Genomic DNA, 23,060 nt, shown 5'->3' with positions numbered 1-23,060 from the left:
GGGGGCGTCCGTCGTCATACAATCACGGTCCGGTACGCCGCCATAGTTCAATGGATAGAACGAGCGCCTCCTAAGCGCTAGATACAGGTTCGATTCCTGTTGGTGGTACCACATGCAAAGTCGGAAAGGTCCAAAGCCTTCCGGCTTTTTTTGTTTTCCCCTCTGTAGAACCCTTGGCGTAGTGCGCTAGCGTGCTGGATAGTCTACCAACATCCGGGGGCAGATGGGGGCATTTTTGGGGGCATGGTTTCCAAGATTGGGGGCACGTTGCCGATGCCAAAGCTATTGCACCCCACCTTGCCCACCTTCAGTTAACCCCCCTGGGCAAGGTCACGCAACAGTCCGACCACGCGCCGCGAATGACCCGCATGTGATCAGGCCAGGAAGGACCCACATCGGGGGGTGTCCGGTCAACCCCCTACGGCCTGCCAGTGCAACAGTCCAACCACGCGCCGCGAATGACCCGCACCAGGGCGGGCAGGCTGCCCGGTGGCAAAACACTCCCGACAAAGGCGGCAGGAAACTCACCCGCACCCGCCGAAAGCACCCGCACCAGGCAAGGCCAGGGCGAACCTTTGCCCGGTTTCCTTCCGGGGGTCGCCTCAAAATACCGGGAACACCGGGAACAAACCCAAAAAACGCACGTAACCCTTTGTCGTTATTGGGCTTTTCTGTTCCCGGAAGCGCCGGGAACAAACCCAAAAATGCCGGGAACACCGGGAACAAATGATTCCAGTGCCGTCCGCCCAAGTGCGGCGCTTCGCTGGCCAGGTCTGCCGGCCATGGTCGCAGCCAGTCGCGCGGGCGGACGCTTACCCAGCCACATACCCCCCAAGGTAGGGGAGTATCGGGCGGTTCAGTTCACTATGTTTTGCCCCGGCTGCCTACACACCCGGCGGGCTGCGAATGACCCGCACGCAATCACGCCAGGAAGGACCCACGCACGGGGGCTAGCCCTTGGGATTCCAGCGCAAAAGGTAGCCCCGCCACCGCCGCCCATCGGCGGCCCCGCTTGCCCGGCCGGGTGTGGCCTGCTGGCCAGGTCAAAACCCGGTCAGGCGTTCACCGCTGGGGTGAACTGGTGAACAGCCAGGGCGGCCGGGGCGGTCACACATCAAGCATCAAAGATGCGGGGTGCAATGCGATAGCACCATGTCGGCGCCATGGCGGGCAGCCGCTCCTTGATGGTGAAGCGGTCGGCATCCTTGCGGATCAGACATTCATGCTCCAAGAGCACGCGGGCCACGGTCTGAGGGTCAAAGCCATGGCACACCTCGGACCGAAAAACCTCGGTCAGCACGAAGTATTCGACCGAGACACTTTCCCCCATCGTGGCGGGCATCCGGTCGCCGTACTCGCTCAGGTGGTCGCTGTTGGTCTTGATCGGCTCGCCCCGGTCATTCACCATGCGCCGGAAGCCGGCCCGGTGTAGCGTCTTGCTGTTGTGGTCATCCGCTGCCCGGTGCCACCACGTGAAGCGGCCTTCGCCGTGCGCCTCAAGGAAGCGCCGCACTTGTCGCAGCATGGCCGACACTTCGCCATTGCCAGTGCCGCCACGGGCAGCCAGCCAGGCGTTGAAGCATTCACGGGCGGCCCGTTGCGCTTCACCCTCGGGCCAGCCGGTCAGGCCCGCCGCCGTGGCCAGTTCGCCGGCTGCGCCCACCAGGGCAAAGCGGGCGCCCACCCGTTCAACCTGCCCGCCTGCAGCCTCGGGCACGATCTGCGCAGCCAGCCGGGCCGCCGCGTCCCGAATGCGGGCCTTGAGTCCGTCCGTGTGTTCGGTCAGGTGCTGCAGCCAGGCGCAAAATGAAGCCGTCCACCCCCGCCTTACCGGCGGCACTGTCCACGTTTCAGAACACAGCTGCAGGCCACGTCAACAGTGGGACTTGTATCCATCCGATAGGTGAACTGGTGAACGGTCGGGCAATCTGGCCCGACTCCGCACCTCATACCTCGGTCAAGCCGCAGCCTGCTCTTCCGATTCACTCTTGTCCATGCCAAGTCCTGCCTTCTCCATCAAGGCATCAACCTCGGCAACAAGCTGTGTTGGCGCACACCTCTTGCGAACCAAGGATCGCAGTTGATCGTCAATGGCATGAAGATCTGCCAGGCGTTGGAAAGCAGCTGTGTGCTCTGTCTTCTTTTTCGCGTCCTCGCGCATAGTGCCCCAAGGTGTGCGTTGATATATCAATCCCTCGAAGCTGGCCACTACACGCCGCTGAAGTTCAATGGCGGTATGCATCCTCATGAGTGCCGTGCTCAGGTGACCCTCGCCATGGTCCATTGACAGCCGCTGGCTGGCGTTCTGCCAACGACTTGCAAGCTCGATGCAAGCACGCTCCGCCGTGCCAACCTGTTGGCGCTTCCTTTGAAGTGTCTCTAGGATCTCCTGTAGGCCCTGATTTTCCTTATCAAGCTGCGCTTCGGCCATCTTTTTTTTGGATTCCAAGGCAGCGAGTTCATCAAGACATGCGCAGCGGTCGCGCTCTTCGGCTGCAAGCTTGTCTGCGTGCTGCTTGCGCAGCAGATCTTGAAATTGGGGAAGCAAAGCGATGGCCGATAGGTCAAACGCTTGGGCAGTTTTCTGTTTCATCATTTTTTCCTTGGTAGGCGTTATGGGTGGATATTTATGAATTGCCAGCGCGTTCGCACCGGACTCGCGCCTTCACTTCAATGGTGGGCATGTCACTACATGACGCACCTCCTCTTCCAGGGTCCTTGGTACTGCCTTATGGTCAAACTGGTGACCCGCTCGCCGCGTTCAGTCGCCATCAAAGGTCCAACTCGAAGATGCGGGGTGCAATGCGATAGCACCATGTCGGCGCCATGGCGGGCAGCCGCTCCTTGATGGTGAAGCGGTCGGCATCCTTGCGGATCAGACATTCATGCTCCAAGAGCACGCGGGCCACGGTCTGAGGGTCAAAGCCATGGCACACCTCGGACCGAAAAACCTCGGTCAGCACGAAGTATTCGACCGAGACACTTTCCCCCATCGTGGCGGGCATCCGGTCGCCGTACTCGCTCAGGTGGTCGCTGTTGGTCTTGATCGGCTCGCCCCGGTCATTCACCATGCGCCGGAAGCCGGCCCGGTGTAGCGTCTTGCTGTTGTGGTCATCCGCTGCCCGGTGCCACCACGTGAAGCGGCCTTCGCCGTGCGCCTCAAGGAAGCGCCGCACTTGTCGCAGCATGGCCGACACTTCGCCATTGCCAGTGCCGCCACGGGCAGCCAGCCAGGCGTTGAAGCATTCACGGGCGGCCCGTTGCGCTTCACCCTCGGGCCAGCCGGTCAGGCCCGCCGCCGTGGCCAGTTCGCCGGCTGCGCCCACCAGGGCAAAGCGGGCGCCCACCCGTTCAACCTGCCCGCCTGCAGCCTCGGGCACGATCTGCGCAGCCAGCCGGGCCGCCGCGTCCCGAATGCGGGCCTTGAGTCCGTCCGTGTGTTCGGTCAGGTGCTGCAGCCAGGCGCGGCCGGTGGCGCCGTACACACTGCCCGCCTGCCCCGTGATGTGCCGCGCAAAGTCGGCGCCGCCTTCCCGGTCGTGAAGGTTCTCGAATGCGCCCATGCCCCGGCCCGCGTCGGCGGGTATGTCCGCCATACGCACTTCCTGCCCGGTGCGTGCCCGCTTCATGCCTTCGGCCATGTGGTCAGCTAGCCCCAGTTCGCCCGCACTGAGGAACAGAAGGCGCCAGGCCAGCCGGGCGCGGGGCGTGCCCGTGCGTGTCGCTCGGGCCTTGCTCTGTTCATTGGCCAGCATGTAAGCGCATTCGCCGGCCGTCTTAGGGTCAACCTGCGCCAGTTCATCCAAGATCAGCAGCCCGTCGCAGTGTTGCGCCGCGATGGCTTCTAGGGCGTTGTCCGTGGTGCGCCACCGCTGCAGGTAGGACGGGCCACCGTACACGCTAGCCGCCACCTTCAATGCTGTGGTCTTGCCGCTTGAACTGTCGCCCCGGAAATGAAAGCCGCCGCTCTCTACCCCAGCCATGCGCAACAGCGGGCCGGCGAAGGCGGCCGACACTGCAAAGGCCAGGCGCGAGTTACCCACACACAGGGCCGCCACCCGCTGCCGCCATTGCTCGGGCGTGCCCTTCACGCGGAAAGTGTTTTCCTGCGCGGCCTCGGTCTGAAACACGATCCGCTCCGCGTCGTCGCCGATGGTTTCGTGTGGCAGCACGAAGGCCAGGCGGTCGCCGCTGGGGTGCCAGCCCACGCGGTCGGTACACGTGGCGTAATCCTCAGGCTCTCGGGTTTGGATGTACTGCGTCAACAGGTTCCGGGCGGCCGGGCTGGTGGCGATGCGCAAGCCCAGGCCCAACAGCACGCCCCGATATTCCGCCCCATCGGTGGCCAGCATCCTCGAAGGCATCGCCCATTGTTTGCGGCGCCCCAGCGGGTCGGCAAAGGTCAGCAGGTAGCCCCAGCCGTTGCCGTCTTGGTCCCGTGTGTGGGCTTGCACGTCCAAACGGCTGCACACCCAAACGGGCGCGGTCGGTTTGCCCTCCCTGTCCACACCGTTGTAGAACACCCCGGCATCGGACACCGTGAAGCGGTCCCAATCGGGGCGCAGTTCGGCCGGGGCACCGTCGCCCGCAGGCGTGCCGCTGGCGCCGCTTTTCTTGGGCTGCCCTTGCATCCCCCTTGCCTTGCTGGCCTTCGCAGTTTGTGCGTTCGCCTGCGCAGCCGTGTGGGCTTCAATGGCTGCCAACAACAGGCGCCGCACCGCCTCAAGGCCGGCCCCGTCGCCGTGTTCCGCGTTGACGTGTGCGGCCAGGTCATTGAAGTCCGACCCACCAGGGGGCAAGCCCTCGGGGAACACAGCCAGGCCCCGCACCGCCTGCGCCGCTGCCGTGGCTTTCTGCCGGCCGGGGTTCGTGCCGCTCTGCGCCTCGGTCGCTTGATCGTCGTCACCACACAGCACCAGCAAGGCGGCCGGGTGTTGCTGCCGCAGGGCGCGGGCCACGTGTTGCAGGTTGCCCGCATCAAAGGCCACCGCCACCGGGTAGCCCGTGGCTTCATGCAAGGTGGCGGCCGTGGCGTAGCCCTCGGCAATCAACAGCACAGCCGGGCAGGTGGTATCGGTGCCGCCGTCGCCGCTGGCCAGCTCGCCCACCATGTGCCACAGCCCCGACTTGCGCCCCCCCTTGAGGAACAGCTTTTCAGGGGCGCCGCTGGCCGGTTTGGCTGGCGCGATCTGTTGCACGTTCCACAGCTTGCCGGCCGCGTCCCGCAGGGGTACCAACAGCGTGCCCGGATGCGTGAAGCGCACACCGTAGGCACCCACACCCTTGCGCACCAGGTAGGGCGCTTGCTCGGGGTCGCTCACGTCCCGGCCGTTGCCCTCCCACAGGCTCAGGGCTTCCGCCGCTGCGCCTTCCTGCGCGGCCAGTCGTTCGGCCTGCTCCTGCCGCTGACGCTCTGCTCTCTGGCGATCGCGTTCGGCCAGCTCCGCCGCCGATGGCGCGGCCGGTGCCTGCCCTGTCTTGGGCAGCGTGAAACCGTGTTCCTTCGCTAGATGCAACAGCGTGGCCACCCCGACACCGCCGCCCGCCTTGATGCTTCGCCAGGTGGATTGCACCGCCTTGCGGTCATAGCGGTCCGGGTCGCTGGCGCTCCATTGGTCGAACAGGTCGAAGCCTGTGCCGTCTGGATATTCGCTCTTGATGGCCATACCCACCCGCGCCCACTCGTCACGAGGCATGTTGGCGGGTATGTGCTCCAGTGCCCGCCTCAGCAGATCTGGCGTGCTGTTCGCGGGCATCAGCGACCAGCCCTCCTGGAAGCCTCTTCCAGGGAACGAATGACCGTCTCCGCGGCATCCTCAGACATTTCGGCGCGATTGTCTTGCCCGTTGACTTTGAGGTTCAGTTCCACAGTACGAACACTTGAGCTCCGACGCGTCGGGCCCGTACCAAAACCTGCAACACCAGACACACCACCAGACACTCTGCTAAGGGCCTGTTCAAAGCGCTCCAAAACCGCTGCCCACTCGTTCCTGTCGGCCATTCCTGCCAGGCTGAAGGCGCCCGGGTTCATCCGGTCAACGCTGCGATCCACCGCCTGGTTTTGCCTGATGGCCTCAATGGCTGCCCTAAGCGCAGTTGCGTCCTCTGCACCCAAAAGGCCAGCATCCAGCTTGTCACGAAGTTGGAAGACCAGACTGTTATCAACCGCGTTCTGACCGGCAAGGCGCTCTTCACGCGTCCCACCGATGACGCTGCCACCCTCGGGACGACTGTACTTTTCATTGATACGGGCCACTGCCTCAGCTGCATCGGCCATCCTGGTGTACGCGCTAGATGCTGCATCTGCAGATCGAGCGGCATCCCTGGTGGCATCCGAGGCGTCGCGCATGGAACGAATGATGGTGTTCCCTGTGCTGTCTGTCTGGATCTGAAGACCGCGCATCGCTGCCTCGACCTTCAATGACTCGGACACCACCCCTCCGTTGGCCTCGATGGCCGCCTGTGCGTATCGCATGAACGCCCTCTGCAGGCCGTCAGCCGTGGCCTGGCCACTATTCAGGATGGTCTCGTATGCTGACTTGGTCTCATCGGCGCTTTTCTGCAGCTCCTCTTTTGTGCGAATGCCCAAGCGCTTGAAGGCGGACTCGACATCGCTCACCTTCGATTTCACACGCTCTGTCTGCTCCTCCAGCTGCTGAAGCAATCCATTCGTGACACGATCACCAAGGACGTTCCGCAGGCCTTCAATTTGCTGCCGAACTGCCTGCAAGGCAGCCTGACTGTCAGCCGTCTTGATGCCTTTGCCAAGACTTGCCGTGAGCGCTGCAGCGGTATCGACACCTTGATCGCTGAGGCGGTCAAGGTTGCGAATGATGAGATCTGTATCGTTGACCGCCTGGGTGGCGGCCTGGCTCATGCCGCCGCTGATCGTTGCGAAGTCAGCGCCACTGCGGCGGATAGCTTCTCGCAGACTTGCATCCAGCGCCAGATTGAGCAGCTCTGCCTCGTTCCTGGCACCTGACAGCGCAGTCTTCGCCATGACCTCGAATCGAGCCAGGTCCTCACCTTTCAGGGCGCCGGCAAGAGCCTCCCGGATCTGATCACCACTCGCCTTGCCTTGCACAGCAAGATCTCGAAGCGCCACCATGAACGTCTCGATGCCCGTCGCGTCCTGCAGGTTGGCCTTCTTCGAAAGATCAGCTAGGGCATCGCCCGCCCCTTTGCCGGCCTCTCGCATCTTGTCAAACTCAGTCACGAGAGCCCTGGCCTCCGGCGTCAGGCCCCTTGCGGCTTCCATGGCAAGCTGAGTTGCCTGTGCGAGCGCAGCTTTCTGGCGTGCGTTTTCTGCACTGATTTCGGCTGCAATCCTCTCTTCTCGGGCCAGCTCCTCGGTCATGTCTTTGTAGCCAGCCAGCTTGGCGGCAGACTCACCCAGCCATGTTCCGATGTCCTGGATATTGGTGACCACGCCCAACAGTGAAAGCGTCTTCAAACCACCAAGGATCGTTGCCATCCGACCTACGTTGGCGCCAGCGGCTGCTGCAGATGCACTCGCAGCATTCATGGCCGCAGTGCTGGCGGTCAGGCTCACAGCTGCTGTCTTGGCTGCAGTTCCAACAGAGAGGAAATGCTGCGCGAGCCGCAAGGCCACAAAAGCCGACACGGCCTGCCCCGCATCCAATAGCAACCCAACGATGGTGTCCAAGTTCTTGGCAAGCAAGTTGATTGCGTCAGCTGCAGCCTTGCTGGCCCCGGTTGCCTTGTCTGCATTGCCTACATAGACGGTCCACGCGGTGCTCAGGTTTTGCAGTGCCTGGGATGGCTTTCCGCTCAGCTTCTCGAACTCGTTGTTCAGGGTCTGCGCCTGGCCTTCAAGTGCGCCGATGACTACTTCGCTGGTCAGTGCGCCCTGCTCGGCCAGCTTTCTCAACTCCCCGGTGGTTTTGCCCAACCCATCGGCAAGTGCCTTAGCCAGGCGCGGGCTTTGCTCCATGACGCTGTTGAACTCATCACCCCGCAACACCCCGCCATTGAGTCCCTGCACCAACTGTGTAATGGCCGCCCTGGCTGACTCAGCGGATCCGCCAGACAGCTGAACAGCCTGGTTGATTGACTGGGTCAGCGCCAACGCCTGTTCCTGAGTTCGGCCGAGTTGCTGTCCAACCTGGTTAAGCTTTGCAAACAGGTCACCTGTTGCCTGAAGCTCGCTGTTGGTGGCCAGCGCGACCTCCTGCACCCCCTCCAATGCCTGGTCAAATGATCCGGTATCCCCGACGGCCAGCTTGACCCGATCCGACACCGCGGCGAATGCTTCTGCTGTTTCGTTCAGGTCAGCAATCAGCTGACCTGCGAATCCCCCTCCCAGAGCTGCGATAGCCACTCGCTGAACGGTCTGAAGTTGATCACCAAGAGCCCTGAGCGCCTCACCTGCGCTGAGAGCCTCACCCTTGAGCCCGCCTTCAAGCTTGCTCGCCAGATCGTCCAGCCTCTTTGATGCAGAGTCGAAGCCCTTCTTCGTCTCATCAATGGCATTGATCTGAATTTCTACTGGCTTGATACCCATTTTTTCACCTCAATCGTTTTGTTCTTGCGCTATTCGCAACCGCTGCGAAAAGCACGACGGAGTAGGGATTGCTCCTACATCGCATCCCCACCTTTGGAGATCTGCCGCAATGTCTGCTCGTCAAGTTCAAGCAGGCCATCTCGCCTGCCCTTCAGAGCAGAAAACACGGCCGGTCCAGCAGTGCGCAGCCACCTTGATCCTTTCAACGCATTGGCTCCCGAGCGACTTGAGACGCAAGCCAACGCCGACGCCATCGACTCAAGGCGATTGGCTGTGTCATCAATCAAGAAGGGACTGATGCTGACCAGATCAGGCTCATCCAATGGGTGCAGCCAATTTGGTGCGCAGGACATGGCTAAAAGGCGGCCTGAAAACCAGTCTCGGACTCGAAGGACGCCTGGCAGGGACATCTCGATTTCCTTACCGTCGACCACCTTCCTCAGCACGATCACCTGGAACCCCGTATCTAGAAGTCCAGTCGGGAGAAGACTCGTCCGGTGGCCCTTGCAGTCCTTGTCTGTAAGCCTGCGAACAGCCCACATCAGATGCTCTTTTTTTTCGCGATTGGCTTGTTGGCTCATATCTGCACCCGTTGAGTCATGTTCGGTCGAACAGGTCTTGCTGTCGGCTTTGGGGCCGAGTCAGAAGTGCATAAGTGCGCACCTTTCGCTTTCGACTGCCGGAGGCACACAGTTGCTCACGCCAGCCGTAGGCAAGCAAATAGCCCATACCAGGAAGCTCAGCACGCGGCATGTCAGACAGCACCTTGGATATGCATCCGGTGTCGCAGGCTGTGTCGATTTCCTTCTGTGTGCTGTACGGGTAGGCTTCAAGGTAGTCCGCCACACGTGCTGCCTGTGTAGCCCGGTCGTCTGGAAGAGGTACGGGTTGGGTCTCCTTCATGAGTTCCACCTCTCGAGTACCGGCCCAGCACCAAAGGGAACTGGCGCAGTGATCTCTGCCCCGGTCTTGATGCACTTGACCCTCAGCACGTACAACATCGCCCACCCATCTGAACCATCAGGAAGTCGGCGATAGCTCCGCAAGGTTTCAATGCGGTAGCCTTCCGCATTCAACTCAGCAACTCGTGCAGCTGGATTCGTCGTCAGGCAGTGGGAGGCCAACTCATGCCCAAACGCCGGTCCGTAGCTACGGAGGTGCGAAAGCACGAAGGCACGCTGCTGTTCTTCAGAATGCCGCTGCAAAGCCGCAATTTGAGAGCCAGGCTCAGTCATGGCAGTTGAGTTCCAGGGGTTCACTGCCAGACGCTTGACACTGACGTCTCAATCGGAATGCTGTCAAGGCATCAATCACGGCCGCCCCCCGCTTGCTGCCGTTGAGCTTGCCAGGTGGCAATCCTCGATTCCGGCCAAGCCACTGCACGAGTGGACAGGCGAATGCAGTGCGGGAAGGTGCCGGCCTTCATGCCGGCATAGATGCTGGATTTTTTGAGGCCGGTCAGGTTCTCGACCTCGGGGAGACGCAACAGCTTTTCAGGCTTTGCGGTTGCAATTTGGGTCATGCTCGGGACTCCGTTGTTTGTTGGAGTCCTGATGTTTCCCGTTTGGTGCGTTACGGTAAATGTGGCCAGCTAGCAAGGCCGGTGCTCTGCTCGCTAACTCCTGGGCTTGCGTGCAAACCACATGTCAGGCATTCACTCGACCCTTGGGTAACCATTCCCGTGCGATCTGCTCAGAGGTCACATCAGTACCAAATTTGGCCTTGACAAGCTGCGCGTGCTGGCGGGCAAAGGACGCTTTGCTTTGGCCCTTGTCGCTTCTGTTTCTCCATTCGCGTCTGACCCACTCTCTCTCGGCTGCATTCTTACTTGACGCACTGCGGCTTGCCTGCTCCCTCTTGAATTGAGTTTCCAGAGGCAGCAGCACCGTACGGTAGTCCGAGTGTCCAGAAGCCGATTTCACTAGGTCAAGCATTGAACCCACGAACCTCACAACCTCAGGATTGAACTCAATACGTGGGTCCTTCAAGATATCTTCCAGCTTCATGCGAAGCGCTATCCACGCCCACGTTTCAGCACAAAAAACAGCCTCGGAAGCTGAGACAAAGTCGCGAACAGCGTCGCTCCATTCATCGACGACATGTTGGTTGATTTCTGATGTGAGTGCCTTTGTTGCTTGGTTGCTCACCCTCTCGGCGGCAAGCTTGAGTGCTGAAACACGCGCATCATGGTCGTCGCGCCGAACCTCCATGGAGTCCGCTGAAAACCTCGGAACCTCAAAGCCTTTCATTGCTTCGACGGCCTCAGCGGCAAACGTCCGCCATCGATCTAGTGTGTCGAATTCTTCGGTGATGGTTGGATCGGCGAACTCTTGCGCAACTCGATGTTTCATTTTTTTCATCGCGCCCCCTTCAAGGTGCGGCCTTCATGGGGTGCCAGCGCCAGGCCGGTGAAGGATTCCGGCTTTTCGCCCTCGGGGATCAGCCTCGGGCTAGGCGTGGCAAAACTTGGTTGGGTGGGCTAGACAAGCCCCATTTCGGCCATGGATACACATTCCCGGCCCGTCACAATGAAATGATCCAACACGCGCACATCAACCAGCGACAGTGCGGCCTTGAGGCTCCGCGTCAGGGCTTCATCGGCCCGGCTCGGACGGGCTGCCCCGCTGGGGTGGTTATGCGCCAGGATCACAGCCGCCGCATTGTGTTCAAGGGCGGCCCGCGCGATTTCACGCGGGTACACGCTGGTTTGCGCCAGGGTTCCATTGAAGGGCGTTTCAAAGGCAATGGCGCGGTTTTGGCTGTCAAGGTACAGCACCGCGAACACCTCGATTTTTTCCATCCCCAGGTGTAACCGCAGGAAATCGCGAATCGCGTGCGGGCTGTCGAACAGGGCGCGAAAGCCGTGGGCGGTAGCGGCTCAAGATCGCCAAGGCCGCATCAATCACGCTGCGCTCATGCTCGGGCACACCATGACGAAAGGATGCCGGCCCGTCGCCTGCCCGGTAGCAGGGCACCAGCTCTCGTGCCTTGGATGAAATGCGCCGACCGCCTCGGGGTCGGGTAGATTCGGCAATAGCCATTGTCAAAGCTCCGTTTTGATTGTGGTCAGGCGGGGCCGGTGGTCGCAACACCAGGCCCCGCCGCCTTTTTTTCCCCAGCTCTTGCCGCCGCTGGGTGTGGCGGTTTTCATCGCCCTTTTACGGGGGTTTTTCTGGATACCCGTCGAATCACAGCCTGCAGCGCCTCGTCGCCGTGCGCTGCCCTCACTTTCAAATGCAGCGCGTGGGCCGGGTTCGCTTCGATTTCTCCAAGCTCTACAAGCCTCACCAGTTCGGTAGCCAGCTCACGAAAACGTGACTGCACAGCGTCGCTGTAGCGGTGCGCCACGTCAGCCCGTTCCAAGTGGTTGAAAGCCATCGCCAGGCATGCAACGCCCTCCTGTGCTAATGCACGGGCGTTTGCCCGGCTTGCTAGTTCAAAGTGTGTGGGTGTCATTCCGTTCATCCTTGGTACTCCTTGTATGACCAGCTCGTGCGCCGCTGGGTGTGGCGGTTTTCACGTGTCCCGCGCCTCGATAGGTGGCACCAGGGGAAATGCCATCGCGCCGCTTTCCGGCGAAGTGTGCAGGCGGGCGCAGCCGGTGGGCAAGGTGCGGGGACGAAGTGGGCCGGACTGTGTGGATGTGTGAGTGTTCCCGTTCTGTTCCCTATGTGTTCCCGGTCTGTTCCCGGTACCCTATCCCACGCAAACCCGCATGAATGCTGGGTTTCGCCGATCTGTTCCCGGTGTTCCCGGTGTTCGGCCGGGAATGGTGGCGCCGAAAGCCGCACGGCCGTGGTTCAGGCGGCCCGCTGAGGAAGCTTGACCACATTGCCGGCCTTGCGCCCGTCCAGGTAGTCCGCCCACCACTGCATCAGGCGTTCACGGTCCTGCATGTAGGTGCTGCGGTGGTAGGCCGCCCGCACCCCGTTGCGTTCCTTGTGTGCCAGCTGGCGCTCGATCACATCCGGGTTCCACCCGGTCTCATTGGCTACGGTCGAGAACAGGGCGCGAAAGCCGTGGGCGGTAGCGGCGTTCTTGAACCCCATGCGGGCCAGCGCCGAATTGAAGGTGTTTTCGCTCAGTGGCTTGGACGGGTAGAAGGGCGAAGGGAACACCAGGTCACGGCCACCGCTCAAGCCCTGCATGGTGCGCAGCACGTCCAGGGCCTGCCGGCTCAAGGGCACCCGGTGTTCGGTGCGCATCTTCATGCGTTCGGCCGGGATGATCCACAGGGCCGCGTCCTGGTCAAACTCAGCCCAGCGGGCGCCGCGCACTTCACCGGGCCGGGTGGCGGTCAACATCAGCAGGCGCAAGGCGTTAACTGTGTGCGGGTCGCCCTCGTATGCGTCCAGCTTGCCCAGGAACTCGGGTAGGTCGCGATCTGACAAGGCCGCACGGTGGTTCACCTGCCGCGGCTTGAGGATCTCCGATGGCACCAGGTCGAGCATGGGATTCGATTCGATCCGCTCATGCGTCACGGCCCATCGGTACACAGCCTTGATGCGCTGCAGGACGCGGCCGGCCTGGTCGCCTGCCCCGCGTGCCTCAATCTTTTTCACCACGGCCATGACCTCGCCCGGCCGGATGCTGGCCAGCGGGCGTGCCCCCAGGACGGTGAACACATCGGCCGCCAGCGATGCCCGGATGCGTTCGGCCGTCACAGCGTCCCAGCGTTGCGCCTGGTGCTGCATCCATGCTTCGGCCACGGCCTGCAGGGTGTTGACGGCCTCGTGTGTGGCCTTCACCTTCGCCGCCTTGCGCAGCTCGCCCGGGTCATTGCCGGCCGCCAGCTCTTCGCGTGCCCGATCGCGCCCCTTGCGGGCGTCGGCCAGCGTCACCTCGGGGTACACCCCCAGGGCCAGCCGCTTCTCTTTTCCGCCGTGGCGGTACTTCAGGCGCCAGTACCGGCCACCGGCCAGGGTCACTTCCAGGTACAGGCCCCCGCCGTCAAAATGCTTGCCGGCGGTGGTGAGTGTTCTCAGCTTGGCGTCTGTCAGCTTCATGGCGGGGCATCCTTGCAAGTCTGGGGGCATTTTTGGGGGCACAATCATTTTGCCCACAGCTGACACCCTTTGTAAATCAACGCTCTAGCCCAAGACGTGCGGTTCCTGTTGGTCCACCTGCAGGCGGCACGTTCATCCCGATCACAGGAGACATGCCATGCGCCTGACATCTGCACCCAGCCTGTTGCTGCTTCTGACGCTGGCCGGTGCGCCCACGGTGGCGCTGGCGCAGGCCGCGGTGGTGCAGACCCCCTACCAGCGACCCAAAGCGCTGTTCGACATCTATCTGGACCACCCGGCGAAGATGGGTGCCGCCCTGTACTGGCTGCGTTCCTTTGTGAACCCGCTGATGGAAGCACCGTACAGCCTCTTCAACGAGGACATGAGCGTCATCGTCGTGCTGCACGGCACCGAACTGGTGACCGTGGCCCGCAAGAACGAGAGCCGGTATGAGGACATCGTCCAGCGGATGCGCTTCTACGCCGATCAGGGCGTGAAGTTCAAGGTCTGTGGCCTGGCCCTCAAGGACTACGGCTACACCCCGGCCGACATGCAGCCCTTCGTCGAGGTCACGCCGTCGGCCATGACCGAACTGGTCCACTGGCAGAACCAGGGGTATGGCCTGATCACACCGGTGGTCACCGACAAGAAGGTGTCGATCGACGAGATCCGCTGAACTCAGAAACCCAGGCGTTTGGCCGACGACAGCACCATGACGACATCCGTGGTGGCGTTCGAGAACGGTGTGCCGGGCGCCAGCGCATCGGTGGCTTCGCGGTAGGCGCGACGGTTCACCAGCTCACCCACCTGCCCCGCGACCTGATGGAATCGCTTGTGGCGCTCGATCAGCTCCGAGAAGCTCGGCCGCGAGGCCAGGCTCTGACCCTCCCCGTAGATCCACTTACCCAGCGCGCAGCAGTCATCTCGGGACAGGGTACCCACGTCGACCTTTTCGTGAGCTTCGATGGCGTCTCGCAACTTGACCTTCCAGAGGCGGTGTGCATCAATGAAAGCGTCCACATCAACGCCCTCCACCAGGCTGGCACCACCATTTCGTTGACCTGGCAGGCGAAACTCGTCGACCTGGGCCGCCATGCGCACCGCCGCCTGCCGCTGCGACGTGGCGGCAGCGGCCGTTTCTTCCACCAGGGCGGCGTTGGCCTGGGTGTTGCGGTCCAGGTCCTGCACCGCCTGCCCCACCTGTCCGATGCCCATGCTCTGTTCGTGGGTGCCATCGGCCACCTGCTGCAGAAGCTGTCGAACCTGGTCGGCGTGGCTGACAATTTCGGTCATGGTCTTGCCGGCGCTCTGCACCACGGCCATGCCACCTTCCACCTCGGTGACGCTGCCGGCAATCAAGCCCTTGATCTCCTTGGCGGCCTCGGCGCTGCGCTGCGCCAGGCTGCGCACCTCGCCCGCGACCACAGCGAAACCGCGTCCCTGCTCACCCGCACGCGCAGCCTCGACGGCCGCATTCAGGGCCAGGATGTTGGTCTGGAAGGCAATGCCGTCGATCACGCCGATGATGTCGTGGATCTTGCGCGACGAATGCTGGATGCGTTCCATGGTCTTCACCACGTCCTGCATGACCTGGCCACCACGCTGGGCCACGGAAGCGTTGTCGACCGCAATTTCCGACGCCTGACGGGCCGACGCGGCGGTGTGCGCCACCGACGAACTGGTCTGCTCCAGCGCCGCGGAGGATTCCTCCAGCGCCGCCGCGGTGGCTTCGGTGCGTGTCGACAGATCCTGCGTGCCGCTGGCAATTTCGACACTGGCCTGCACCACGGTGTCGCTGGCCTCCTGCACTTGACTCACGGTCTGGCGCAGCGAGTCCTGCATGAAGGCGATTTCCCGCATCAGGTCGCTGATCTCGTCCCTGCCGCGTGCGTCGATGTCCTCGCGCAGATCACCCATGGCCACCCGCATCAGGTGACGACGCAGCGACTTGAATCCACCGTGCATGGCCCGGTAGAAACCCATGGCCAGGAACACGATGAGCACCATGCAGATCGCCACGGCCGCCAGGGCAGACCACAACTCCCGCATCAGCCGCTGTTCACGGGCGGCCAGCAAGCCATCGAGTTTGGCCAGACCATCTGTCATGGCGGCGTACTGCTGTCCGAGCGTCCTGTTGGCCTGCTCGATGAAGGCGCGCGCATCGCCCTGAACCGCGTCGGCAGCAGGAACCGTCTGGCGCAGCGTCGAGAGATAGGTGCGGGTTTCGGCCAAGGCAGCAGCCGGAACGGCCACGATGCTGGCACCACGATGCGAGGCAATCTTCTCCAGATCATCCTGAGCCCGATCCAGATCCGCCGCCAGCAGTGCCCGAGCTTCGGTCAGCCGCTGGAAGAGCGCAGATTCGGCCCGTCCAGCGCGCAATGCCGTCCCGGCCAGGCCCCGCAGCTCACCCGTGCGTCGGGTGACGTCCGGCAGACGCTCCAGAGCCAGACTGATCAGGTGATGGGTATCGAGTTCCGGGTCCACCGACAACCCCGAGTGATCCGTCACCACGCCCAGCAATACCGTGAGATGCTCAGCCAATGCGTTCATGGACGCGTAGACCTGCTCCGCGGATGCCGCGGTACTGGTGCGGGAGGCGGCAGCAGACTCCTCCACCCGTGCCCAAGCCGCAGCGGTGCTCAGGTCCTGCCCATGAACCGCCTGCAAGGCCGCGATGCGCTGATGGGCCTGCTCGTACGCCTGCCGGGCGCTGTCGGCCTGCGTGCCGGGTTCGCCAAACGCGGCCATGCGGGCTTCGTAACGCCAACGGTCCGACGCCTCCATGGCCGACAGGACCGCGCCCGCATAGGCAGCGCCCTGCCGTTCCCGGGCGGTGAACACCAGATCCTCACGCTCTGCCGAGACGAACAGCCCCAGCAAAAAGAGCATGGCCAAGGCGGCCGGCACGGTGGTCAAGGCCATCTTGCCCGGAAACCGGACCCGCTGCATCAGGCGGGCTGCGGGCCGCCAGATTCCCCAATTCACCACCCGCATGCCTTTACGTGCCACCGCCATCGAACGCTCCAGATATCGTTAGTATTTGTTAAAGATATCGGCGCAAGTCCCATGGGCTTGAGGCAAAAAGCAGGGTTTCGGCCACCCAGATTTCGGATTTCCTACTACTTTGTCACGAAGGCGTCAGCGCTGACGCAAGGTGCGCGAGAGCAGGATCACCGGCACCAGCCCCACGACCACCAGGGTCAACGCAGGCAGCGCGGCCTCGCCCAGCCGTTCATCGCGTGCCAGCTGGTAGGCCACGACGGCCAGGGTGTCGCTGTTGAACGGCCGCAGCACCAGCGTGGCGGGCAGTTCTTTCATCACGTCGACGAACACCAGCAGTGCCGCGGCGGCGGTCGAGCGGCGCAGCAGCGGCCAGTGCACCCGCCTGGCCAAGGCCAGCCCGGTGCTGCCCAGCATGCGGGCGGAATCGTCCAGGCTGACCGGCACGCGCGCGTAGCCGCTCTGGACAGACTGCAGGGCCACCGCCGTGAAGCGCACCAGGTAGGCCCAGACGATCCCGATGGCGGTGGCGGTGATCCAGTAGCCCAGCGAAGAATCCGGCTGCACCGCCTGAACCCAGCCCACCGGCAGGAGCAGGCCGACGACGATCACCGCCCCAGGCACCGCATAACCCAGCCCGGTGAGCTGCACCACGCCCCGCGTGATCCAGCCCGGCCGCATGCGCAGGGCATAAGCCATGGCCAAGGCCAGCAGCGTGGCCAGCAGTGCGGACAGGCCCGCCAGCCGGACACTGTTGACCGACCATTGCACGAACATGGTCCAGGGCAGTTCGTCCCAGCCGCCCACCAGGGGGCGCACCATGAACGCCACCGGCAGGACAAATCCAGCCAGGATGGGCACCGCACACACCAGCCAGGCCAGCCAGGCCCGACGGCCATGCAGCCGGACAGGCTGGGCCTCGGCGCTGCCAGCCCGTTGCCCCCGCAGGGCGGCAAAGCGCATGCGCTGTTGCGCCCGGTGTTCCAGCCACAAAAGCAGGGCGACCAGAGCCAGCAGCATGGTGGCCAGCTGGGCCGCTGCCACCCGGTTGTCCATCACCAGCCAGGCCTTGTAGATCCCGGCCGTGAAGGTCTGGACGCCGAAATAGCTGGCCACACCGAAATCGGCCAGCGTCTCCATCAGCGCCAGGGCCACACCGGCGGCCACGGCCGGCCGGGCCAGCGGCAGCGCGACTTCGCGGATGCGTCGTCCCATGGGAGCGCCCAGCAGCCGGGCGGCCTCCATCAGCTGCGACGCCCGTTCGGCCAGCGCGGTACGGGCCAGCAGGTAGACGTACGGGTACAGCGAGAAGGTGAAGACCCAGACGGCACCGGGCGTGTTGCGGATTTCGGGGAACACGCGTCCCCGGACACCGAAGGCCTCGCGGATCCAGGTCTGCAGCGGACCGCTGAACTGCAGGAAGTCGGTGTAGGCATAGGCCACGACGTAGGCGGGCATGGCCAGGGGCAGCAGCAGCGCCCATTCGAAATGCCGCCGCCCGGGAAAATCGAACAGGGTCACCGCACTGGCGGTGCCCATGCCCACGACCGCGACGCCCGCGGCCACGCTCAGGCACAGGATCAGCGAGGTACCGGTGTAGGCGGGCAGGACCGTGTCTGCCATCTCGCGCAAGACCTGCGCCGATGTGTGATCGAACTGCAGCCACGCCCCGGCCAAGGCCAGCACGGGCAGCACCAGCAGCAGCGCCAGCAGGATCAGCAGCGACTGGAACAGGCGGGCGGGCATGAAAAACGGACGTGGGACAAAGGCATGAAATGAGAATTGTAGTTATCTACAATGGCAGTTATGTTCCTCGACGTCTCCAAGCTCAGCGTTCGCTACCCCGGACAGGCCCAGGCGGCCGTGGACGATGTCACCCTGGGCCTGCGCGCGGGCGAGATCGGCGTGCTCATCGGGCCGTCGGGCTGCGGCAAGACCACACTGCTTCGCGCGGTCGCCGGACTGGAGCGCGCCAGCGCAGGGCGCATCGTCCTGGGGGGTGAAACGGTCAGTGACGGCCAGCACCACCTGCCCGCCGAGCGCCGGCGCATCGGCATGGTGTTCCAGGACTACGCGCTGTTTCCCCATCTGGATGTCGGCCGCAATGTGGGCTTCGGGATCGCGCAGCTGCCGCGCAACCAGCGCGAGGCCCGCATCGCCGAGGTGCTTCGCCTGGTGGGGCTGGACGGTCTGCAGCGGCGCTACCCCCACGAACTCTCGGGCGGTCAGCAGCAGCGCGTGGCGCTGGCGCGCGCACTGGCACCCCAGCCGCGCCTGCTCCTGCTCGACGAGCCCTTCTCCAACCTCGATGTCGATCTGCGGGAACGCCTGGCGCACGAGGTGCGCGCCATTCTGAAGGCCGCCAACGCCACCGCCCTGTTCGTGACGCACGACCAGCTGGAAGCCTTTGCCATCGGCGACCTGATCGGCGTGATGCACGAGGGCCGACTGCACCAGTGGGATGACGCCTACGCCCTCTACCACCGCCCGGCCACCCGCTTTGTGGCCGAGTTTATCGGGCACGGCGTGTTCGCCCCGGCCCAGATCCGGTTGGATGGTGGCGAGGTCTCGGTGCAGACACCGCTGGGGGCGCTGCAGGACATCGAGGAATGCCCCCTGCCCTCCGCCTACGACTCCGGCCTGTGCGATGTGCTGCTGCGGGCCGATGACATCGTCCACGACGACAACGCGCCGGTGAAGGCGCAGATCGTGCGCAAGGCATTCCGTGGTTCGGAGTTCCTCTACACGCTGCGCCTGGGCAGCGGCGAGACCCTGATGACCCACGTGCCGTCCCACCACAACCACGAGGTGGGCGAATGGATCGGCATCCGCGCCGAGGTGGACCACGTGGTTACCTTCGAGCGGGGCGGCAGCCGCAGCGCGCCGCCTGCACCGGGCGTGGCGGTGCGCTGAGACAGGTCTGCTGCCCGCAGGGCAGCGGGTTGCCCTGCGGGGCATCCCGGATGAAAGCGCAGAGGGCTCAGGCGGCGATGCGAAGCTGCGGCGACGCAGCACCCCGGCGGGTTCTGGGCGGAAGCAACTGGGCCAAGGCCCGGCACACGGTCTCCCGCTTGGCATCAACCATCTCGGACAACTCCAGCAACGAGGGCAACGCGTTGCGGACGGCGTCGCTGGCGCCCACCGACTCCTGCTTCAAACCCTGCCACGGCAGCCCGAGCAATCCAAGCAGATGCCCCATGCGCTGCGCCACGCTGCCGGTGCGCAGGTTGACCATGTCCTGGCTCCGGCTCTGCTGCTGGAGCAGGGCCTGGCGCAGCAGGGCCTGACGATGGGCCTCGTCCCGCACCACGACCCGCTCCAGCCGACAGGGGGTGAAGGCCGAGGCAGAGAACTGGTAAGGCATGTCGCACAGGGCCTCCACACCCACCAGATCACCGGGCAACGCCAGCTGCACGGGCAGGCGCAAGGGTCCCGACTCCCGGTCCATGCGCACGACGCCATCCAGTACCCGCCAGACGCCCCCGAAGTCGCCGGACTTGAAGATACCGGCCTGCTCTTCGCAGGCATTCCATTCCACCATCAAACTCGTATTCACCACCCTCTCCTCATCACAAACTGAACCGTCGGCCCCGCACGGGCTCGTGGAACAGGCGACCTGGGACGTAGCCTTGCCTCAGCGAAGGCCTTGCAGATACAGCTTGGTCAGCTGCGCGAACTGCTCGGCACTCAAGGTCTTTCGCAGCTGCTCCACGCATCGGTTGCGACCTTCGAAATGGGCCACCTCGGCCTCGGCAATCTGCGCCATCAAGGCCTCACGATCGGCCTGAGGCCGGTTCTCCAGCATGGCCAGGCGCAACTGGCCGCGCAGGTCGATGATCTTCTTCTGGATCGCCACACGGCCAGGCATGGCCTGCTTGCGGTAGTCGGCCAGCGCCTGGATCTGTTGGTCCGACAACTGCAGGTCGGCCTCGTGCTTCATGGTCAGAGGCATCAGTTCCACGACGGGAATGGCACCGTCGCCGGGAACGCCTTTGGCCAGGCTGTGGCCGGTCGTCAGCGCCAGGGCCAACAGCAGCGTCGATACGCGGGTGAGTCCAATGAATTTCATGCGGTGCTCCTGCTTCGGTGATCGCGGATCAATGCTTGTGGGCACCATGACCCATGTCGTGTTTCATGGGCGCCGGCGCGTTGCCACCGCCCAGGGCCGTCACGGGCACCTTGAGTTCCTGGGTGAAACGCTTCTTGGCGTCGTCCTCGAACACCAGGGTCAGGGGCACGGTGTCACCGCCCTTGAGCTGCTGCTTGAGGTCCATCAGCATCACGTGGTAGCCACCGGGCTTGAGCTCCATCGTGCGACCTGCGGCCAGGTCCAGCCCCGGAATCTGGCGCATCTTCATCACGTCCTTCTCCATGGCCATTTCATGGATCTCGACGACGCCGGCCACCGGGGACTGGGCCTCCACCAGACGGGCATTGGCCGACGGGGTCAGGCGCATGAACGCGCCGGTGGCCTTCTGGGTGGACACGGTGCCGCGCACCCAGGCATCCTCAACTTTCACGGTGGTCTGTGCCCAGGCGGCGGTGGTCATGGCCAGCAGGCCGGTGATGATCAGTTTTTTCATGATGAACTCCTTGGGTTGGTAAAAAAATCAGGCAGACGGCATCGCCAGCAGCTGGCGAATGTCGGCGGCGTAGTCGTCGGCGGTCTGTTCGTGACGCAAGACGACGCGGATGCGCCCCTGCCGGTCAAACAGATAGGACAGCGCGGTGTGGTCCATGGTGTAGCTGCTGCCGGTAGGGACCTTCTTGAAATAGACCCTGAACTCGTCGGCCGCGGCCTTGATCTGGTCGGCGCTGCCCGTCAGCGCCAGAAACGAGGGATGAAAGGACGCCAGGTACTCGCGCAGCAGGTCCGGGGTGTCCCGCTCCGGATCGACCGTGATGAAGATGACCTGCAAATCGGTCGCCAGGGGGCCAAGCTGTTGCATCACGGCGGCGGCACGGGTCAGCGCCGTCGGACAGACGTCCGGGCACTGGACGAAGCCGAAATACAGCATCACCACCTTGCCGCGGAAGTCCGCCAGCGATCGAGCCTGCCCATGAAAGTCGGTCAGGGTAAAGCCGCGCGCGTAGTCGGCGCCGGTGATGTCGATGCCCTTGAAGGACGACCCGCTGCTGACCGGGCCATCACAGGCCATCAGTGACAGGCTGCTGGCGGCCGCCAGGGCCATCAGCAAACGCCTGCGCGACGGCCCGCGTGCCGCACAGGCAGATGCAAAGGGATGAATCGGTGAATGAGGCACGACGCCTCCTGAAACAGGACCAGAAACGGAGCGCCCTCGAAAGGACGCTCCACGGCGGGGTTTCAGGCGGTCAGCGGTGGTGCGCGTGAGTGGGCGCTCGCCCAGACGGTGGCGCCCACGGGGGCGCGGTAGAAGGCCGGGGGGAGATCGGTGGCTCGCTCGCCCAGGGTGAGCGCAGGAGGATCCACGGGGGGAAGGCCAGCGCCCGCTCCGTGCAGGGTGCACCAGGGACAGTGCTGGACCGCACTGCCGACGGGCTGCCCGTCGTCGGGCTGGTGATCGGACACCTCGCCGGTATCGGCCTTGACCCACACCATGCCGCTGACGCTGCAGACTTCGAGCCAGTCGGCGCGGTCGGATCCGGTCACCATGGCCTGTGCCAGCGTGGGCGACAGCGCACCTGCCAGCAAGGCCAGGATGGCCAGCCAGGCACCGAAGCGTCGGTACAGGCGCAGGAACGTCATCCCCGCAGTGTAGCAGCGCGTCATCTTTGCGACCACCGGATGCACGCCGCACGACCTAACATTGGCCGATCATTCCTCAGGAGACACCCATGATCACCCTTTGCGGTTTCGCTGCCAGCAACTACTACAACAAGGTCAAGCTCGCCCTGCTCGAAAAGGACGTGCCGTTCAGCGAGGAGCTGGCCTGGGTCGGCGAGACCGACCTGGCGGCCAGCCCGCTGGGCAAGGTGCCGTATCTCAAGACCGACGAGGGCGCGCTGTGCGAGTCCACCGTCATGCTGGAGTACATCGAGGCCAAGTACCCGCAGCCGGCCTTGCTGCCCGCCGACCCGTTTGCGGCCGCCAAGGTACGCGAGCTGCTGCGCTACCTTGAGCTGCACCTGGAACTGGTGGCACGCAACCTCTACCCTGAGGCCTTTTTCGGCGGCAAGGTCAGCGACAGCGCCAAGGAGAAAACGGCCCAGCAGCTAGAAAAGAACATCGCGGCGTTTGCGAAGCTGGCCAAGTTCTCACCGTACGTGGCCGGTGACCACTTCACCCTGGCGGACTGCGCCGCCATCGTCCACCTGCCACTGGTATCGGGAGCCACCAAGATCATCTATGGCCGCGACTTCCTGGTCGATCTGCCGGTGCGCGACTATCTCAAGGCGGTCGGGGAGCGGCCCAGCGTGGTCAAGGTCAATGCCGACCGCAAGACCAACACCGATCTGCTGATGCAGCGCGCACGGGCGGCCAAGGGCTGATACCGGCCCCCGGCTTCCTGTGGCACCATCGCCGCAGCGTTCACCGCAGGAGTCGT

The 23,060-nt window shown here is 63.7% G+C and carries 21 protein-coding genes, 1 tRNA gene and 1 pseudogene; 4 read left to right on the top strand and 19 right to left on the bottom strand.

Annotation, left to right across the window (positions count from 1 at the left end):
• The first annotated feature begins 36 nt into the window (after positions 1-36).
• Positions 37-111 (top strand) — tRNA-Arg (locus ACFQNJ_RS03615).
• Positions 112-1,114: 1,003 nt separating this feature from the next.
• Here ACFQNJ_RS03615 and ACFQNJ_RS03610 read toward each other — a convergent pair.
• From ACFQNJ_RS03610 to ACFQNJ_RS03555, 12 genes and pseudogenes are all read right to left on the bottom strand, one after another.
• Positions 1,115-1,840, bottom strand: a complete 726-nt coding sequence (locus ACFQNJ_RS03610; protein WP_382253898.1) for a hypothetical protein — start codon at positions 1,838-1,840, stop codon at positions 1,115-1,117.
• Between the two features lie 117 nt (positions 1,841-1,957).
• On the bottom strand, positions 1,958-2,593 hold the full coding sequence (locus tag ACFQNJ_RS03605) for a hypothetical protein (RefSeq protein WP_382253896.1): 636 nt from the start codon (positions 2,591-2,593) through the stop codon (positions 1,958-1,960).
• A gap of 178 nt (positions 2,594-2,771) precedes the next feature.
• On the bottom strand, positions 2,772-5,756 hold the full coding sequence (locus tag ACFQNJ_RS03600; protein WP_382253894.1) for a DUF927 domain-containing protein: 2,985 nt from the start codon (positions 5,754-5,756) through the stop codon (positions 2,772-2,774).
• Complete coding sequence (locus ACFQNJ_RS03595) at positions 5,756-8,524, bottom strand: tape measure protein (protein WP_382253892.1); 2,769 nt, start codon at positions 8,522-8,524, stop codon at positions 5,756-5,758. Before ACFQNJ_RS03595 ends, ACFQNJ_RS03600 begins: the two co-directional genes overlap by 1 nt.
• A gap of 74 nt (positions 8,525-8,598) precedes the next feature.
• Entirely contained in the window at positions 8,599-9,105 is a 507-nt protein-coding gene (locus ACFQNJ_RS03590) for a hypothetical protein (RefSeq protein ID WP_382253890.1), read from the bottom strand.
• Between the two features lie 16 nt (positions 9,106-9,121).
• Complete coding sequence (locus ACFQNJ_RS03585) at positions 9,122-9,427, bottom strand: hypothetical protein (protein WP_382253889.1); 306 nt, start codon at positions 9,425-9,427, stop codon at positions 9,122-9,124.
• Positions 9,424-9,759, bottom strand: a complete 336-nt coding sequence (locus ACFQNJ_RS03580; protein WP_382253888.1) for a helix-turn-helix domain-containing protein — start codon at positions 9,757-9,759, stop codon at positions 9,424-9,426. The genes ACFQNJ_RS03585 and ACFQNJ_RS03580 overlap by 4 nt, the downstream gene beginning before the upstream one ends.
• A 71-nt stretch (positions 9,760-9,830) precedes the next feature.
• Entirely contained in the window at positions 9,831-10,046 is a 216-nt protein-coding gene (locus ACFQNJ_RS03575; protein WP_382253887.1) for a helix-turn-helix transcriptional regulator, read from the bottom strand.
• A 124-nt stretch (positions 10,047-10,170) separates the two neighbouring features.
• On the bottom strand, positions 10,171-10,884 hold the full coding sequence (locus tag ACFQNJ_RS03570; protein WP_382253885.1) for a hypothetical protein: 714 nt from the start codon (positions 10,882-10,884) through the stop codon (positions 10,171-10,173).
• A gap of 119 nt (positions 10,885-11,003) precedes the next feature.
• Positions 11,004-11,381, bottom strand: a pseudogene (locus tag ACFQNJ_RS03565) (JAB domain-containing protein); the annotation flags it as partial.
• Between the two features lie 290 nt (positions 11,382-11,671).
• Complete coding sequence (locus ACFQNJ_RS03560; RefSeq protein WP_382253884.1) at positions 11,672-11,989, bottom strand: hypothetical protein; 318 nt, start codon at positions 11,987-11,989, stop codon at positions 11,672-11,674.
• A gap of 335 nt (positions 11,990-12,324) precedes the next feature.
• Positions 12,325-13,530: a tyrosine-type recombinase/integrase gene (locus tag ACFQNJ_RS03555; protein WP_382253883.1), complete on the bottom strand. Its 1,206-nt coding sequence runs from the start codon at positions 13,528-13,530 to the stop codon at positions 12,325-12,327.
• A gap of 157 nt (positions 13,531-13,687) precedes the next feature.
• Between ACFQNJ_RS03555 and ACFQNJ_RS03550 the strand changes: the two genes are divergently transcribed.
• On the top strand, positions 13,688-14,206 hold the full coding sequence (locus ACFQNJ_RS03550) for a DsrE family protein (protein ID WP_382253881.1): 519 nt from the start codon (positions 13,688-13,690) through the stop codon (positions 14,204-14,206).
• A 2-nt stretch (positions 14,207-14,208) separates the two neighbouring features.
• Here the strand turns inward: ACFQNJ_RS03550 and ACFQNJ_RS03545 are convergent, their stop codons facing one another.
• Both ACFQNJ_RS03545 and ACFQNJ_RS03540 read right to left on the bottom strand, forming a co-directional pair.
• On the bottom strand, positions 14,209-16,548 hold the full coding sequence (locus ACFQNJ_RS03545; protein WP_382253879.1) for a methyl-accepting chemotaxis protein: 2,340 nt from the start codon (positions 16,546-16,548) through the stop codon (positions 14,209-14,211).
• A gap of 123 nt (positions 16,549-16,671) precedes the next feature.
• Complete coding sequence (locus ACFQNJ_RS03540; RefSeq protein ID WP_382253877.1) at positions 16,672-18,279, bottom strand: ABC transporter permease; 1,608 nt, start codon at positions 18,277-18,279, stop codon at positions 16,672-16,674.
• A gap of 60 nt (positions 18,280-18,339) precedes the next feature.
• On the opposite strand from ACFQNJ_RS03540, the gene ACFQNJ_RS03535 reads away from it, so the two are divergent.
• Entirely contained in the window at positions 18,340-19,446 is a 1,107-nt protein-coding gene (locus ACFQNJ_RS03535) for an ABC transporter ATP-binding protein (RefSeq protein WP_374641208.1), read from the top strand.
• Positions 19,447-19,513: 67 nt separating this feature from the next.
• On the opposite strand, the gene ACFQNJ_RS03530 is transcribed toward ACFQNJ_RS03535, so the two are convergent.
• From ACFQNJ_RS03530 to ACFQNJ_RS03510, 5 genes are all read right to left on the bottom strand, one after another.
• The gene (locus ACFQNJ_RS03530; RefSeq protein WP_382253874.1) at positions 19,514-20,089 is read right to left on the bottom strand and encodes a cyclic nucleotide-binding domain-containing protein; all 576 of its coding nucleotides are present in this window, start codon (positions 20,087-20,089) and stop codon (positions 19,514-19,516) included.
• 78 nt (positions 20,090-20,167) lie between these two features.
• The gene (locus ACFQNJ_RS03525) at positions 20,168-20,602 is read right to left on the bottom strand and encodes a hypothetical protein (RefSeq protein ID WP_382253872.1); all 435 of its coding nucleotides are present in this window, start codon (positions 20,600-20,602) and stop codon (positions 20,168-20,170) included.
• Positions 20,603-20,630: 28 nt separating this feature from the next.
• Complete coding sequence (locus tag ACFQNJ_RS03520) at positions 20,631-21,116, bottom strand: copper chaperone PCu(A)C (protein ID WP_382253870.1); 486 nt, start codon at positions 21,114-21,116, stop codon at positions 20,631-20,633.
• A 27-nt stretch (positions 21,117-21,143) separates the two neighbouring features.
• On the bottom strand, positions 21,144-21,725 hold the full coding sequence (locus ACFQNJ_RS03515; RefSeq protein WP_382253869.1) for an SCO family protein: 582 nt from the start codon (positions 21,723-21,725) through the stop codon (positions 21,144-21,146).
• A gap of 134 nt (positions 21,726-21,859) precedes the next feature.
• On the bottom strand, positions 21,860-22,261 hold the full coding sequence (locus ACFQNJ_RS03510; protein WP_382253868.1) for a DUF2946 domain-containing protein: 402 nt from the start codon (positions 22,259-22,261) through the stop codon (positions 21,860-21,862).
• An 89-nt stretch (positions 22,262-22,350) separates the two neighbouring features.
• Here ACFQNJ_RS03510 and ACFQNJ_RS03505 point away from each other — a divergent pair, with 89 nt between their 5' ends.
• The gene (locus ACFQNJ_RS03505) at positions 22,351-23,004 is read left to right on the top strand and encodes a glutathione S-transferase (RefSeq protein ID WP_382253867.1); all 654 of its coding nucleotides are present in this window, start codon (positions 22,351-22,353) and stop codon (positions 23,002-23,004) included.
• Positions 23,005-23,060: the final 56 nt, after the last annotated feature.

Origin of the sequence: Hydrogenophaga bisanensis (assembly GCF_042665135.1) — a bacterium.
GTDB lineage: Bacteria > Pseudomonadota > Gammaproteobacteria > Burkholderiales > Burkholderiaceae_C > Hydrogenophaga > Hydrogenophaga bisanensis.
Note: the sequence above shows the minus strand (reverse complement) of the source record. Positions and strands in the feature narration are given on the sequence as shown.

Coding starts and splice junctions, on each gene's coding strand:
- ACFQNJ_RS03605 (WP_382253896.1), bottom strand. CDS start 2,593: ATGAAACAGAAAACTGCCCAAGCGTTTGACCTATCGGCCATCGCTTTG.
- ACFQNJ_RS03600 (WP_382253894.1), bottom strand. CDS start 5,756: ATGCCCGCGAACAGCACGCCAGATCTGCTGAGGCGGGCACTGGAGCAC.
- ACFQNJ_RS03595 (WP_382253892.1), bottom strand. CDS start 8,524: ATGGGTATCAAGCCAGTAGAAATTCAGATCAATGCCATTGATGAGACG.
- ACFQNJ_RS03590 (WP_382253890.1), bottom strand. CDS start 9,105: ATGAGCCAACAAGCCAATCGCGAAAAAAAAGAGCATCTGATGTGGGCT.
- ACFQNJ_RS03585 (WP_382253889.1), bottom strand. CDS start 9,427: ATGAAGGAGACCCAACCCGTACCTCTTCCAGACGACCGGGCTACACAG.
- ACFQNJ_RS03580 (WP_382253888.1), bottom strand. CDS start 9,759: ATGACTGAGCCTGGCTCTCAAATTGCGGCTTTGCAGCGGCATTCTGAA.
- ACFQNJ_RS03575 (WP_382253887.1), bottom strand. CDS start 10,046: ATGACCCAAATTGCAACCGCAAAGCCTGAAAAGCTGTTGCGTCTCCCC.
- ACFQNJ_RS03570 (WP_382253885.1), bottom strand. CDS start 10,884: ATGAAAAAAATGAAACATCGAGTTGCGCAAGAGTTCGCCGATCCAACC.
- ACFQNJ_RS03560 (WP_382253884.1), bottom strand. CDS start 11,989: ATGAACGGAATGACACCCACACACTTTGAACTAGCAAGCCGGGCAAAC.
- ACFQNJ_RS03555 (WP_382253883.1), bottom strand. CDS start 13,530: ATGAAGCTGACAGACGCCAAGCTGAGAACACTCACCACCGCCGGCAAG.
- ACFQNJ_RS03550 (WP_382253881.1), top strand. CDS start 13,688: ATGCGCCTGACATCTGCACCCAGCCTGTTGCTGCTTCTGACGCTGGCC.
- ACFQNJ_RS03545 (WP_382253879.1), bottom strand. CDS start 16,548: ATGGCGGTGGCACGTAAAGGCATGCGGGTGGTGAATTGGGGAATCTGG.
- ACFQNJ_RS03540 (WP_382253877.1), bottom strand. CDS start 18,279: ATGCCCGCCCGCCTGTTCCAGTCGCTGCTGATCCTGCTGGCGCTGCTG.
- ACFQNJ_RS03535 (WP_374641208.1), top strand. CDS start 18,340: ATGTTCCTCGACGTCTCCAAGCTCAGCGTTCGCTACCCCGGACAGGCC.
- ACFQNJ_RS03525 (WP_382253872.1), bottom strand. CDS start 20,602: ATGAAATTCATTGGACTCACCCGCGTATCGACGCTGCTGTTGGCCCTG.
- ACFQNJ_RS03520 (WP_382253870.1), bottom strand. CDS start 21,116: ATGAAAAAACTGATCATCACCGGCCTGCTGGCCATGACCACCGCCGCC.
- ACFQNJ_RS03515 (WP_382253869.1), bottom strand. CDS start 21,725: ATGGCCCTGGCGGCCGCCAGCAGCCTGTCACTGATGGCCTGTGATGGC.
- ACFQNJ_RS03510 (WP_382253868.1), bottom strand. CDS start 22,261: ATGACGTTCCTGCGCCTGTACCGACGCTTCGGTGCCTGGCTGGCCATC.
- ACFQNJ_RS03505 (WP_382253867.1), top strand. CDS start 22,351: ATGATCACCCTTTGCGGTTTCGCTGCCAGCAACTACTACAACAAGGTC.